Here is a 14,359-nt window from a genome sequence, read left to right as displayed (position 1 = left end):
CCCGCTACGAGGGGAGGCGCCCCGAGGGACGCCTCCTGTCCGACAGAGGTCCAGGCTAGGCGACGACGCCATCGACCAGGGTGCGGCGACCGTCCACGAAGACGTCCGTGGCGGCACCGACGAGGGTCTGCCCCAGGAAGGCGGAGTTCTTCGAGAGCCCCTGGAGGTAGTCCTCGTCCACCTTGACCTCGAGCTCGGGGTCGACCAGCGTGAGGTCCGCGCGCGACCCCGCCTCGACGCGGACGGGGCGCAGCCTGAGGATGCGGCGCGGGTTGACCGCCATGACCTCGACCAGGCGATCCCAGCTCATGCGGCCCGTGCGCACGAGGTGAGTAAGCATGAGGGGAAGCGAGGTCTCGAGCCCGACGGTGCCAAAGAAGGCTATCTCCCACTCGCAGTCCTTCTCGTGCTGGGCGTGGGGGGCATGGTCGGTCACGACGCAGTCGATCGACCCGTCCAGGATGCCCTCGACCAGCGCCTCCATGTCGGAGGGAAGGCGCAGGGGTGGGTTCATCTTGAGGTTGGTGTCGTAGGCGTCGGTGATGTCGTCCTCGTTGAGGAAGAGGTGGTGCGGGGTCACCTCGCAGGTGACGGGCAGGCCCTCAGCCTTGGCGGCCTTGACAAGGTCGAGCCCCTTCTTCGTCGAGATGTGCGCGATGTGCAGCGGGCAGCCGGTGAGTCGGCAGAGCTCGATGTCGCGATAGATCTCCATCTCCTCGCCCAGCGCGGGCCAGCCGAACATGCCGAGCCTCGTGGAGGCCCTGCCCTCGTTGATGACGCCGTGTGCCGTGAGCGACTCGTCCTCGCAGTGCGCGATGGCCACGCGGTCGAACTGGGAGACGTAGTCCATGCAGGTGCGCATGATGCCGGCACTCTGGACTCCGTGCCCGTCGTCGGAGAAGGCGCAGGCGCCCTCCATCACCATGTCGCCGATCTCGGCCAGGGCCTCGCCCCTCTGTCCGCGGGTCAGGGCCCCGATGGGACGCACGTGGCAGAGCCCCGCGGCGTGCGCGCGGTCGATCTGGTAGCGCACGCCGGTGCCGGTGTCGATCACGGGGTCGGTGTTGGGCATCGTGGCGACGTCGGTGAAGCCGCCGTGCGTGGCCGCGCGGGCGCCGGTCTCGAGGGTCTCCTTGTACTCGAAGCCGGGGTCGCGGAAGTGGACGTGCATGTCCACCAGACCGGGAAGGAGGTACTTGCCGGAGCAGTCGATGACCTCGCAGCCCTCGGGGGCCTCGAGCGACTCCTTGACCGCGACGACCTCCTTGTCGTCCACGAGCACGTCACGGACGTCGTCCAGGCCAAGCTGAGGGTCGACGACGTGGGCAGCCTTAAGCAGAAACGGCATTGTTCTCTCCTCCCAGAAGCAGGTACATCTCGGCCATGCGGGTGAGGACACCGGCATTGACCTGGTCGAGGATCCTCGAGCGCGCGCAGTCGGCCACGTCGGCGTTGATCTCCATGCCGCGGTTCATGGGGCCGGGGTGGCAGATGATCGCATCGTCCTTCATGCGGCTCACGCGCTTCATGTCAAGGCCGTAGAGGCGGTTGTACTCGCGGCGGGAGGGAATCGCCGCGCCCTCCATGCGCTCCAGCTGCACGCGGAGCATGTAGACGACGTCCATGTCCTCGATGACCTCGTCGAGGCTCGCGGTCTGGGGGCAGCCAAACCAGTCGGGGTCGTCCACCTGGAAGGTCGGGGGGCCGACCAGCGTGACGTCGGCGCCCATGGTCTTGAGCGCGGGCGCCAGCGACCCGCAGACGCGGCTGTGCGCGAGGTCGCCCACGATGGCGACCTTCAGCCCGTCCAGGTGCCCGAAGTTCTTGCGGATGGTGTAGAGGTCGAGCATCGCCTGCGTCGGATGCTGGTGCTTCCCGTCGCCGGCGTTGATCACCACGGCGTCGGTGTTCTCGGTGATCTTCTGCGGGGTGCCCGCCAGCTTGGCGCGGCAGATGAACATGTCGACGTTCATGGCGTCGATGGTCTGGATGGTGTCCGCCAGGCTCTCTCCCTTGACGACCGACGAGGTGGAGCCCCCCATGCTCAGGCTGTCCGCCGAGAGGCGCTTCTCGGCCAGCTCGAAGGAGCTCTTGGTGCGGGTGGAGGGCTCGAGGAAGAGGTTGACGATGGTGCGGCCGCGCAGGGCGGGGACCTTCTTGATGGCGCGGTTGTTGACCGACTCGAAGGAGGCGGCCGTGTCGAGGATCTGCGTTATGTCATCGGCAGTGAGGCTGTACGTGTCGATGAGATGCTTGACCGAGAGCATTTACCTGGCACCTCCGGAGTTCTTCTCGCTGTTGACGTCCCAGATCTCGACGCTGTCGCGGCCGTCGAGGGCCTCCACGCAGACGCGCACGTCCTCCTCGTGGGAGGAGGGCACGTTCTTGCCCACGTAGTCGGCTCGGATGGGCAGCTCGCGGTGCCCGCGGTCGACCATGACCGCCAGCTGGACGGTCTTGGGGCGGCCGTAGTCCATGAGCGCGTTGAGGGCAGAGCGCACCGTGCGACCGGTGTAGAGGACGTCGTCCACGAGGACGATGTCCTTGCCATCGACCGAGAAGGGGATGTTGGTGGCGTGCAGCACGGGCGCGATGTTGCGCATGACGTCGTCACGGTAGAAGCTGATGTCCAACGACCCGATCTGGGGACGCGAGCCCTCGATCCTCTCGATGGCCTCGGCGAGCCTGTTGGCCAGGGTCTCTCCGCGACGGATGATGCCGACCAGCGCGATGTGCTGGGCCCCCTCGTTGTGCTCGATTATCTCGTGGGCTATGCGGGTCACCGCCCGCTCCATCGCCTGGCCGTCCATGATGGTCGCCTTGGGTCTGGACTGTTCCATTGCTCTCCTCCCAGAACTAGAAAAAATGCCCTGACCGTCTGTCGACGGTACAAGACACCTGGGATGAGGCTATGTAGGGACGCATCGGTCCCGCACCTTACCGGTATCTCGTACCGCGCTTAAAGGTCAAGGAGAACGATACACGAATTCCGTCGGCTGGCAAGGGCGATTCGCCACCCTTGCCAGACCTGCTCCTCGGGCGAAAAAAATCCAGAAATTCATGCTTGCAGGACCGTCTCTCTTGGCTATACTAGTCACCCGTGCACAGCGCACGACGAATTCCCCGGTGGCGCAGTGGTAGCGCAGCTGACTGTTAATCAGCGTGTCGCAGGTTCGAATCCTGCCCGGGGAGCCAGACGCATCAGGCCCGTGGGACTCGTTCCCGCGGGCCTTTTCCATGGGCGGGCCGCATGCCCGTCGCCTGGTGCTGTCTGGCGTTTGCATGAGGCCGCCATTGGTGTGATAGCATTAAAAGGATTAGTGCAAACATGGCATCTACCTGCATGTGGGCAGGCATTTCATACCCAGGAGGAACCTTGGAAGAAGCTCCGAGCACAGGCGTGCCCAAGGCCCAGAGGACATCCCGAGAGGACGCGTGGTATCCCGCCGGCGAGCGCAACGCCTCGATCCTGCGCCAGCTCGTGTCGAAGGACTTCAAGCTCAAGTATCGCCGCAGCGCCCTGGGCGTCGCATGGAGCGTCCTCAACCCGCTCATGATGATGGCGGTCATGGCGGTGGTGTTCTCCGCCCTGGCCGGCCGCTCCGCGGAGGGCATCCCGAGCTTCCCGCTCTACATCATCCTGGGCAACGTGACCTTCTCGCTCATGAGCGAGTCCACGAGCCAGGGCATGTCGTCAATCATAGGGGCTGCGTCGCTCCTCAAGAAGGTCAAGATCGACCGCTGGGTCTTCCCCATCGAGAAGGTCCTCTTCGCCGTCGTGAACTTCGTCTTCTCGCTCATCGCCGTCGCGCTCGTCATGGGCTTCGTGGGCATCTCCCCCACCGTCTACGTCCTGATGCTGCCCCTCCTTGTCCTCTACCTGGGGACCTTCTGCGCCGGCCTCTCGCTGCTCCTCTCCGCCGCCTCGGTCTTCTTCCGCGACGTGATGCACCTCTGGGGCGTCGTGCTCACCGCCTGGACCTATGCCACGCCGCTCTTCTACGCGGAGGAGATCCTTCCCGGCTGGCTCCGCTCCCTCGAGGTCTTCAACCCCATGTACCACTACGTGCGCTACATCAGGGAGCTCGTCCTCTACGGGCGCATGCCCTCCCTCAAGCTCAACCTCGCCTGCGCGGGCTGCGCCGTCGTCTCGCTCGCGGTCGGCGCGCTCGTCTTCCGCAAGAACGAGCGCAAGTTCATCCTCTACATCTAGGAGCAGCTCGTGTCCGAGACCAGCAGCAACGTTTCCGGCGCGACGCCAGCGAGCCCCGAGGGGCCCGGCTGGGGCGTGACCCTCAAGCTCTCGGCCGACACGGTCGACGACGCGACCCCCATCTTCGCGACAGCCCACGTGGAGGGAGCCGTGGAGTGGACGGACCTCGAGTTCCGCTATCGCTGGTCGCTCGACGTGGAGGAGGACGGGCCGCTCCACGGCAGCTCCGGCGTCTACGACGACCAGTCCCAATGGGGCTTCATCCCGCCGCAGACCGGCTCGTTCTGGCTCTGCGTCAGCGTGCGGCACAAGCACACGGGTGTCGTGATGGAGGCGTCGCGCTGGGTCACCGTCCAGGAGGACGAGAGCTTCAGGAGGCCTCCCCTGCCCTCGGCGGACGCGCCCAGCGTGGTCGAGGTCAAAGACGTCTCGATGATCTTCAACATCGCGTCCGAGCAGTTCAACTCACTCAAGGAGTACTTCCTCGCCCTCGCCCGACACGAGCTCAAGTTCAAGGAGTTCCGCGCGCTCGACCACATCGACTTCGAGGTCAAGCGCGGCGAGGCCTTCGGCCTCGTGGGGACCAACGGCTCCGGCAAGTCCACCATGCTCAAGATCATCGCGGGCGTGCTGGACGCCAGCGAGGGCAGCTGCAAGGTCACGGGCACCATCGCGCCCCTCATCGAGCTCGGCGCGGGCTTCGACATGGACCTCACGGCCAAGGAGAACATCTACCTCAACGGCGCGCTCCTGGGGTACCGCAAGGAGTTCATCGACGCCCACTTCCAGGACATCGTCGAGTTCGCCGAGCTCCAGAACTTCATGGACATGCCGCTCAAGAACTACTCCAGCGGCATGGTGGCGCGCATCGCCTTCTCCATCGCGACCATCACCGAGCCCGACATCCTGATCGTCGACGAGACGCTCTCCGTGGGCGACTTCCTCTTCCAGAAGAAGTGCGAGCGCCGCATCAAGGAGCTCGTCCAGTCGGACGGCGTCACCGTGCTGCTCGTGAGCCACTCCATCGACCTGGTGGAGCGCATCTGCGACCGCGTCTGCTGGATCGAGAAGGGCAAGATGCGGATGGTGGGCCCCACCGACGAGGTCTGCGACGCCTACAAGCGGCTGGCCGGCTAGGGGCTGGCCGCGCGCACCAGGCGAGGGCGCGGACGTTCTCGCCTTCGAACCCCTTTGGACGCGACCGGGCGGCGCCTTCGCCCAGAAACGGAAGAGAGCATGACAGACGTGGCCCCGACGAGGACGGCGCAGGACGGCATCGACGTCAGCGTCATCGTCCCCTGCTACAACACCGAGGCCTTCCTGGACCAGGCGCTGAGCTCGCTCGAGGCAAATGACCGCTGCTCGCTCGAGGTCATCGTCGTGAACGACGGCTCCACCGACGGCTCGCTGGCCATCATGCGCGAGCACGAGGCGCGCGACCCCCGCGTGCGCGTCATCGACAAGGAGAACTCGGGCTACGGCGCCAACATGAACCGCGGGATCTCCGAGGCGCGCGGGACCTACGTCGGCATCCTGGAGCCCGACGACTACCTGCGCCCCCACATGTTCGACGTCATGTTCGAGTGCGCCGAGCGCCACGGCCTGCCCGACATGGTCAAGACGCCCTACATACGTGTCTGGATGCCCACGACCCCGCAGGAGCACCTCTACATGTGCTCCTACTACGGTCGCATCAAGCCCGAGGACGAGCCCTTCACGCTCGCGGACTGCCCCCGCCTCATCCAGCACCACCCCTCGATCTGGTCCGCCATCTACCGGCGCGACTTCCTGACGCAGAACGACATACGCTTCATGGAGGTGCCCGGCGCCGGCTGGGTGGACAACCCCTTCCTGATCCAGACCTGCGTCCTGGCCAAGTCCATCGTCTACATAAACGAGCCCTTCTACTGCTACCGAGAGGACCTTCCCGGCTCCTCGTCGGTGCTCAGGAAGGCGGGGCTCTCGTTCGAGCGCTGGAACGACATGGCCGACGTCATCGAGCGCTGCGGCGTCACCGACGAGGGCATCCTGAGGTCCTTCTATGTGATCGGCTTCCGCTACGCGGGTGCCGCCATCGACGAGTTCGGGCTCGAGGTCCCCGAGGTCAGGGAGTGGATCAGCCAGATGTTCAGGCGCATGGACCCCAAGGTCGTGGCATCGATAGTCACGCTCTCGGGCTCCTTCAAGCGCACCTACTTCAGGCTTTCCGGCTACGAGCCGGTCCCCTTCAGCGACCTCCCCTACCTCAGGAGCCTCGTGGGCGAGTTCTTCTACAGCTGGTGCACCAACGGACCTGCCTTCGCCCTCTCGCGCCTGGGCATCTTCGCCCGCAGGCGCGCGGCGGAGAAGGGCCTCGTCAAGCCGACGTCCACGCACTCCGCCTCGATCTAGGATGCGGGGAGAGGGACGTGCCGCCCAGGTCGCAAGACCATGTGAAGCGCAGGGCCCGCAGCCACATGGCTGCGGGCCCTGCGCTTCGCTGGCATGACTGTTCGACGGCCTACGTCGCAGAGGGGCCCCTCTCCCCCCTCAGGTCCCAGAGGTAGTAGCCCACGACGGAGACGGCCACTCCGCAGGTCACGAAGACGTCCGCGACGTTGAACACCGGGAAGTCCACGAAGCGCGTGGCGAGGAAGTCGGTCACCGAGCCCTGGAAGAGGCGGTCGATCATGTTGCCCACTCCCCCACCGGCGACGCAGCCGATGGCAACGGCAAGGGGCAGTGGGATGTCCTCCCTCCAAACCAGGGCCACGCAGCCGGCGAGGACCGCGATGGCTATGACCACCAGCAGCGGGCCCATGCCGCGCGCCATGCTGAAGGCGGCGCCCGTGTTCTCCACGTGCAGGAGGTCGAGCACGCCGGGAATCAGCGTCTCCCCCTCCCCCACCGGATAGAGGGCGCGCACCGCGGCCTTGACCGCCTGGTCGACCACCACGACGAGGCACACAGCAAGGAGGAGGGCCACGGAGCGCATTCCGCGACGGGACAGGGGCCTCGTGGCGTCCACGTCAGCCCCCCTACTCTGTTGCGCCGACGACGGAGGAGCAGCGCGCGCAGAGTCCATCCTCGCCCAGCTCGCGCCAGTTCCAGCAGCGGGGGCACTTCTCCCCGTTGGCGGGAAGGACCTCGCAGGAGAGCGCCTCTCCCTCGTGGACGCAGACCTCGGAGCACACGAAGGCCTCGGCGAGGTCGGGGGCGCTATCGCCTGCGAGGAGCGCGAAGGCGTCCTTGGTCAGGGTGAGCTCGGCGCGCGTGGCCTGGGTGGTCTTCTCGCTCACCACGCCGGAGGCGAGCGCCTCGTCATAGGCCTTGGTGAAGGCGCCGCGGGCGTCGACCATCGCCTGGTACGTGGCGAGGAGCGGCTCGTACTCCGACGCCTGCATCGGTGCCTGGAACCAGTCGAGGAGCGCGGCGTAGCGCTGGCCGTCGCGCAGGGACTCGGGCAAGAACGCCATGGCCTCGTCAGTGGTGTAGGCGAGGATGGGCTGGAAGTCGTGGACCAGCATGGAGAGGACATACGACCAGACGGTCTGGGCGCTCCGACGCTCGACGCTGCCGGAGGCGCCGCAGTAGCTGCGGTCCTTCGTCGCGTTGAGGTAGTCGTTGGAGAGCTCGGTGATGATGTAGTCGTACAGGGTGCGGTAGACCACGTTGAACCGGTAGCCCTCGTAGGCGCGCGAGACCTCATCGTGCACCTGGCACATGCGGGCGAGGGCGAGGCGGTCGTACGGCAGGAGCCCCTCGACGGGCAGGCCGTCGGCCGCGAGGTCGAACTGGCCCTCGAGCTCCCCCAGGAGGAAGCGGAGGGTGTTGCGGATCTTGCGGTAGGCGTCGCCCACGTGCTCGAGGATGCTGTCGTCGCAGGGGACGTCGGTCGAGGTGTCGACGGACGAGACCCAGAGGCGCAGGATGTCGGCGCCACGGGTGTCGCACTCGGCGTTGGGGTCGATCACGTTGCCCAGGGACTTGGACATCTTGCGGCCCTTGCCGTCCAGGGTGAAGCCCTGGCTCACCACGGACTTGTAGGGGGCCACGCCATACGCGCCGACGGAGGTCATGAGCGAGCTCATGAACCAACCGCGGTGCTGGTCGGAGCCCTCGAGGTACATGTCCGCGGGGAACTGCAGGTTGTCGCGGTGACGGCAGACGGCGGTGTGGCTCACGCCGGAGTCCCACCAGACGTCCAGGATGTCCTTGTTGGTCTTGAGATGGTGCCCTCCGCACTTGGGGCAGACGCAGGCGTCGCCCAGGTAGCTGGCGGGGTCCTCGGTGAACCAGCAGTCGGAGCCCCGCTCGCGGAAGAGCTCGATCACGGCATCGAGGGTCTGGTCGTTCATCACGGTCTCGCCGCAGTCCTGGCAGGTGTAGGCGGGGATGGGCACGCCCCAGTTGCGCTGGCGGCTGATGCACCAGTCCGGACGGCCCTCGACCATGGAGCCGATGCGCTTGACGGAGTGCGCGGGATAGAAGTCGACGTGCGAGAGCTCCTCGAGCGCCTGCCTCCTGAGGCCGGTCTTGTCCATGGAGACGAACCACTGGCTGGTGGCACGGAAGATGACCGGGTTCTTGCAGCGCCAGCAGTGGGGGTAGCTGTGGTTGATGTCCTCGTGGAGGATCAGCGCGCCGCGCTCGTCGAGCCACTCGATGATCTTGGGGTTGGCCTCGTTGACCTCCATGCCGCCCCAGGGGCCGCCGGTCCCCATGCCGTCTCCCACGTAGAAGCGGCCGTCGTCGTCGACGGGCATGACCACGGGCACGCCGAAGCGCATGCCGGCGTTGTAGTCGTCCACGCCGTGACCGGGGGCGCTGTGCACGATGCCAGTGCCGTCGTCCAGGGTGACGTAGTCGGCAAAGATGAACACGCCCTCCTCGCCCTGGTCGCCGAAGATCGGCTGCCTGTAGCGGTTGCCCTGGAGCTCGGTGCCCGTCGCGTGCCAGGGCTCGCCGTCGGCGTCGCGCACGAGCTCGACGCCCTCGTAGCCAAACTTGGCGCAGCACCTCTCCTGCAGGGCCTCTGCCATGAGCTCGACCCTGCCGTCGACCCGCACGGCGACGTAGCTCGCCTCGGGATGGAGGATGACGGCGTCGTCGGCAGGAAGCGTCCAGGGCGTCGTGGTCCAGATGTCGACGAAGAGCGAGTCGGCATAGGGCTCGAGGCCGGCTGGCGCGGTGGTCATCCGGAAGCGGACGAAGATGGCAGGCGAGACCTCGTCGGAGTACTCGATCTCCGCCTCGGCGAGCGCCGTGTGGCAGTGGGTGCACCAGTGCACGGGCTTGCGGCCGCGGTAGATGGCGCCCTTGTCGAAGATCGCCTTGAAGATTTCCACGTCGGTGGCGTCATAGTCGTTGACGTAGGTTAGGTAGGGGTTGTCCCACTCGGCGAGGACGCCCAGGCGCTTGAAGCCCTGGCGCTGGGTGTCGACCTGCTCGACGGCCATCTTGCGGCAGAGCTCGCGGATCTTCTCCGTGGGAAGCTGGTTGAACTTCTCGGTGCCCAGCATCTCCTCGACCTTGTGCTCGATGGGCTGGCCGTGACAGTCCCAACCGGGCACGTAGGGGGTCTGGTAGCCCCGCATGGACCAGTAGCGGTTGATGATGTCCTTCGAGATCTTGTTCTGCGCATGTCCCAGGTGGATGGGGCCGTTGGCGTAGGGAGGGCCGTCGTGGAGCACGAACTTGTCGTGGCCCTCGTTCTTCTTGAGCATCTGCCCGTAGACGTCGTTGGCCTCCCACTCGGCCAGGCGCTTCGGCTCGTTCTGGGCCAGGCCCGCCCTCATGGGGAACCCCGTCTTGGGGAGGTTCATCGTCTTCTTGTACTCGTTTGCCACGCTCGCGCCCTTCCTCTCGTGCCGTTCGCCCCCGCGTCGCGGGTGCGTCCCCTCCGGACGCATGAAAAAAGCGCCCGTCCCTCCTGCTGGGACGAAGCGCTCGCACGACACTTCGCTTGTGACCACCCAGCGAGCGGAAATCCGCCAAACTCGGCTGGCCTGTGACGGCGGCCACTCCGACGGCGCCTACTCGCGAGCGTGCGACCCGTTGCCGGTCGCGCCCGCTTTGGGGCCGCGGCTCCGGGGTGATGTTCTCCGGGACGTGGTCGCGACTTCTCAGCCTCGTCGCTCTCTGTTGGCCACGCTGCCCCGGGTACTCTTCCCCTTCACAGCTTTTGATGGGAGAGATGATAGCACGCAGGCGGTAGCAATGCGCGGGCGAACGGACCCTCCACGCCGGCGGTACGCGGGGCGGTCGTCCAAGGTCCGCCAGGCTCACCACATGCGGCCGGCCGTCGCCTGCCGAGGCCGCCATCTTTCGGCTGCCCGGCCGGCCGTCGCCTGCCAGACCCGCCGCCTTTCGGACGCCCGGTCGTCCATCTTGTCTATTGCCACGCTTTTTGGCGAGAATCGCTCACATTCTGTGGCGAAAGACAAGATGGTGCGTCGGGCGGCTCCTGGCAATGGCGCCTGAGAGGAGGCTGCGGCTCTCGCCTGCGGGCATCGTGCAGCTTCACGCAGGCGCACGACGCCTCCCACAGGTATCTTTGCCTCCCAAGCAAGCACAGGGCACGAGGAGGGGGAGCGGAGATGTCGCGCGACGCGGACCAGAGGATTGGCAAGCTGCTCGACGCCGGAGAGCGCGAGCGCAGACTCGTCCATGCCGACACGAGGGCGGACGCGGCAAAGCTGCAGAGGCTGCGAGCCAAGGGCGCGCTGGTCTCCCCTCATCATGGCCTCTACGTCCGCACGAGCGCCTGGGCCGCGCTGACAGAGCCGGAAAGGGCCCTCTGGAAGATGAGGGCGCTCTGCGCCAGGCATCCCGGCTGGGTGTTCTGCGACGTGTCCGCGGCGCTGGCCCATGGGCTGTCGGTGCCCCTCCGGGAGGTCGGGACCCTCCACGTCCTGAGCAGCCCTGGCTCGCCCACGAGAAGCACCGGAGCAATCGTTCGGCACGCGACGTCGGCACGAGGGGCGTGCTGGAAAGATGGCGTCCACGTCACCGACCTTGCGCAGAGCGTCTACGACTGCCTGAGGAGGCTTGGCTTCAGGGACGGCCTCGCGGTGGCGGACTCGGGCATGGCGGCCATGGGACTGGACGACTGGGAGACCCTCGCCGACCGCCTGATCGCCCTCCATCACGGCGAGCCGGGACTCCGCCGGGCGCTTGGCATCCTGCGGCACGCCGACCCCCGCGCCGAGAGCGGCGGGGAGTCCATCGCCCGCGCAGCGATGCTCGAGCTGGGCTTCGAGCTTCCGGAGCTCCAGGTCGAGGTGCCGGACCCGTTCGCCCCCGGACGCAGCTACCGGGTCGACTTCCTCTGGACGCTGCCGGACGGGAACCGGGTCGCCGGCGAGCTGGACGGGCGCGAGAAGTACGTGAACCCGCAGATGACCAAGGGTCGCAGCGCCGTCGAGGTACTGGCGGAGGAACGGTTGCGCGAGTCGAGGCTGAGCGCCGCGGGCGTGCGCGTCATGCGCTTCTCGTTTGCGGACGTCTGCAGGCTGGGCTTCTTCGAGTCGCTCCTGGAACGCTACGGCATCCCGCGGCCGGGACGCCCCTCTCGCCTGCGAAGCCCCTTCAGGGAAGAGTGGCGTCCCATGGAGCTTGGCGGCTGGAGGCTGCGCTGCAAGCGGGTCTGGCCGAGGAGCCGGCTGGCGCGCGAGCCGGAAGGTGGCCGCTGACATGGTCGAAGAGCCGCTCCGTACGCGACGGCAAGGCGGTCGATGGGCGGGTCCAGCCATCCATCTTGTCTTTTGCCACGCTTTTTGACGAGAATCGCGCGAATTCCGTGTCGAAAGGCAAGACGGATGGCCTGACGCCACCGGAGCCCGACGCCACACAAGCGCCACGACCACGCAGCCAAGCGGCGCCCATGCCGCCCGTAGGCTACCACGCACGGAAATCCACAGCTTGCGCATTGAAAGAGACGCCGCCGTCCCCAACGATGGACACATGGCACAAGAGTTCCGCGACCTCGTCCCAGCTGGCGCGGCCGCGACGGGGAGAAGGGCGGGACACCTTGGCAGGCGAGGCTCTGAAACCGACGGGCACGACGGCGGACGAGGCTCACGGAGGCCCTGACGACCTCCGCTACCTCAGGCTCCTCTCGCAGAACTTCCCCACCATGCGCTCGGCCTTCACCGAGATCATCAACCTCGAGGCCATCCTCAACCTGCCCAAGGGCACCGAGCACTTCATGAGCGACGTCCACGGCGAGGACGAAGCCTTCGAGCACATCCTCAACAACTGCTCCGGCGTCATCCGCGAGCAGGTGGACCGCATCTTCGCGACCGAGCTCGGGAGCGGCCAGCGCGCCGACCTCTGCACCCTTATCTACTATCCCAAGCAGAAGCTCGCCCGCGTGCGCGCGGCGGGCGCCAACACCGACGAGTGGTATGCGGCGACGCTCTTCCGCCTGGTGCGCCTTGCCCGCTACCTCTCAGGCTTCTACACCCGCTCCAAGGTGCGCAAGGCGATGCCCGTCGAGTACGCCTACATCATCGACGAGCTGCTGCACGCCTCCGGCCAGGGAGAGACGAGCCGCCACGAGTATCACGAGCAGATCATCTCGTCGATCGTGGGCACAGGTTCCACCGATGACTTCCTCGTGTCGTTGAGCTCGCTCATCAAGCGACTCGCCGTCGACCACCTGCACGTGGTAGGCGACCTCTTCGACCGGGGCGCGCACGCCGACAAGATCATCGAGCGCCTGATGGCCTACCATTCGCTCGACATCCAGTGGGGCAACCACGACATCTGCTGGATGGGCGCGGCGGCCGGCTCCGAGGCCTGCGTGGCCGCCGTCGTCCGCGCCAACGTGCGCTATCGCACCCTCGAGGTGCTCGAGAGCGCCTATGGCATCAGCCTGCGCCAGCTTGCCCTCTTCGCCGAGAAGACCTATGTGGACTATGACGTCATCTCCCCCATGGAGAAGGCCATCAGCGTGATCCTCTTCAAGCTCGAGGGCCAGCTCATCCAGAGGCACCCCGACTTCGGCATGCAGGACCGCCTGCTCCTGGACAAGATCGACGTGGTGGACGGCACGGTGGCCATCGGCGGACAGGAGCACGAGCTCAGGACCTGCGACTTCCCCACCATCAACACGGCCCACCCCTACGAGCTCGACCCCGAGGAGGCCAAGGTCGTGCGCGGCCTGGTCAAGTCCTTCCGCGCGAGCGACCGCCTGCGTCGCCACGTCGCCTTCCTCTACGAGCACGGCAGCCTCTACCTCGTGCGCAACGGCAACCTGCTCTTCCATGGCTGCCTACCGCTCGACGAGGACGGGCGCCCCAGCACCGTCACGGGCGAGGGCGTCAAGTACGCGGGCCGCGGGTACATGGACTTCTGCGACCGCATCGCGCGTCGCGCGTGGACGCGGGGGGACCAGCCCGCGCTGGACTGGATGTGGTACCTCTGGTGCGGCCGGCACTCCCCGCTCTCGGGCCGCGTCGTCAAGACCTTCGAGCGCACCTTCGTGGCCGACCGCGCGACGTGGGAGGAGCCGGAGGACCCCTACTACCGTCTGACCAACTCCCCTGAGGTCTGCGAGCGCGTGCTCGCGGAGTTCGGACTCACCGGGAGGCACTCGCACATCATCAACGGCCACACCCCCGTGAGGGCGCGCGCGGGCGAGAGCCCCTGCCGCGCCGGGGGGAGGCTCCTCGTGATAGACGGCGGCTTCTGCCATGCCTACCACAAGAAGACCGGCATCGCGGGCTACACGCTCATCTTCGGCGCGGGCGGCATGCGCATCAAGGCGCACGAGCCCTTCCAGGGCGTGGACGCGGCACTCGACCAGAACGCGGACATAGAGAGCGACGTCACCGTCATCGAGCAGGCCGACCGTCCCCTCAAAATCGCCGACACCGACACCGGGCGCAGCATTCGCGCGCAGATCCAGGACCTCTCTCGCCTCCTCGACGCCTACCGCTCCGGCCGCATGGGCGAGGGCAAGCGCCCCTAGGGCGAAGGCGAGAGGGCCCGCATCCCGGCACGAATGCGCCTCGCATGCGACCTGCTTCCGCGGCAGGGGGAAGGCGCCTCTCCCCCGCCCCACTTCCTGTGGAGCGGGAGTGAAGCGCCCCAACTTGGGTATCTAAAGCAGAACCGCCCCCTCGCGAGGGGACGGGGGAATCACGGCTCGAACACCAGCAC

General features: G+C 66.9%; 10 protein-coding genes and 1 tRNA gene. 6 read left to right on the top strand and 5 right to left on the bottom strand.

The features are described 5' to 3' along the window. Positions 1-55: 55 nt before the first annotated feature. The 3 genes from Q5923_RS00500 to pyrR are packed head-to-tail and all read right to left on the bottom strand — an operon-like array spanning position 56 to position 2,840. Entirely contained in the window at positions 56-1,348 is a 1,293-nt protein-coding gene (locus Q5923_RS00500) for a dihydroorotase (RefSeq protein WP_009279298.1), read from the bottom strand. Next, positions 1,332-2,267: an aspartate carbamoyltransferase catalytic subunit gene (locus Q5923_RS00495; protein ID WP_009279299.1), complete on the bottom strand. Its 936-nt coding sequence runs from the start codon at positions 2,265-2,267 to the stop codon at positions 1,332-1,334. Before Q5923_RS00495 ends, Q5923_RS00500 begins: the two co-directional genes overlap by 17 nt. Further along, on the bottom strand, positions 2,268-2,840 hold the full coding sequence (gene pyrR, locus Q5923_RS00490) for a bifunctional pyr operon transcriptional regulator/uracil phosphoribosyltransferase PyrR (protein WP_009279300.1): 573 nt from the start codon (positions 2,838-2,840) through the stop codon (positions 2,268-2,270). A gap of 280 nt (positions 2,841-3,120) precedes the next feature. Between pyrR and Q5923_RS00485 the strand changes: the two genes are divergently transcribed. From Q5923_RS00485 to Q5923_RS00470, 4 genes are all read left to right on the top strand, one after another. After that, positions 3,121-3,195, top strand: a tRNA-Asn gene (locus tag Q5923_RS00485). A gap of 181 nt (positions 3,196-3,376) precedes the next feature. Then, positions 3,377-4,213: an ABC transporter permease gene (locus Q5923_RS00480; RefSeq protein ID WP_009279301.1), complete on the top strand. Its 837-nt coding sequence runs from the start codon at positions 3,377-3,379 to the stop codon at positions 4,211-4,213. 9 nt (positions 4,214-4,222) lie between these two features. Continuing rightward, complete coding sequence (locus Q5923_RS00475) at positions 4,223-5,350, top strand: ABC transporter ATP-binding protein (RefSeq protein WP_009279302.1); 1,128 nt, start codon at positions 4,223-4,225, stop codon at positions 5,348-5,350. A gap of 99 nt (positions 5,351-5,449) precedes the next feature. Beyond that, entirely contained in the window at positions 5,450-6,604 is a 1,155-nt protein-coding gene (locus Q5923_RS00470; RefSeq protein WP_009279303.1) for a glycosyltransferase, read from the top strand. A 109-nt stretch (positions 6,605-6,713) separates the two neighbouring features. On the opposite strand, the gene lspA is transcribed toward Q5923_RS00470, so the two are convergent. Together lspA and ileS are read right to left on the bottom strand one after the other, a co-directional pair. Beyond that, complete coding sequence (gene lspA, locus Q5923_RS00465; RefSeq protein WP_009279304.1) at positions 6,714-7,220, bottom strand: signal peptidase II; 507 nt, start codon at positions 7,218-7,220, stop codon at positions 6,714-6,716. A gap of 10 nt (positions 7,221-7,230) precedes the next feature. Continuing rightward, positions 7,231-10,041, bottom strand: coding sequence for an isoleucine--tRNA ligase (ileS, locus tag Q5923_RS00460; RefSeq protein ID WP_303131392.1), 2,811 nt, complete (start codon positions 10,039-10,041; stop codon positions 7,231-7,233). Positions 10,042-10,791: 750 nt separating this feature from the next. Between ileS and Q5923_RS00455 the strand changes: the two genes are divergently transcribed. Both Q5923_RS00455 and Q5923_RS00450 read left to right on the top strand, forming a co-directional pair. Further along, positions 10,792-11,886: a hypothetical protein gene (locus Q5923_RS00455; protein WP_303131389.1), complete on the top strand. Its 1,095-nt coding sequence runs from the start codon at positions 10,792-10,794 to the stop codon at positions 11,884-11,886. 338 nt (positions 11,887-12,224) lie between these two features. Then, positions 12,225-14,168 (top strand): fructose-1,6-bisphosphatase, encoded by a 1,944-nt coding sequence (locus tag Q5923_RS00450; RefSeq protein WP_303131387.1) that lies wholly within the window; start codon positions 12,225-12,227, stop codon positions 14,166-14,168. The last annotated feature ends 191 nt before the right edge of the window (positions 14,169-14,359 follow it).

Source organism: uncultured Olsenella sp., from assembly GCF_959602185.1.
GTDB lineage: Bacteria > Actinomycetota > Coriobacteriia > Coriobacteriales > Atopobiaceae > Olsenella_I > Olsenella_I phocaeensis.
This window is presented reverse-complemented; position numbering and strand designations above follow the sequence as displayed.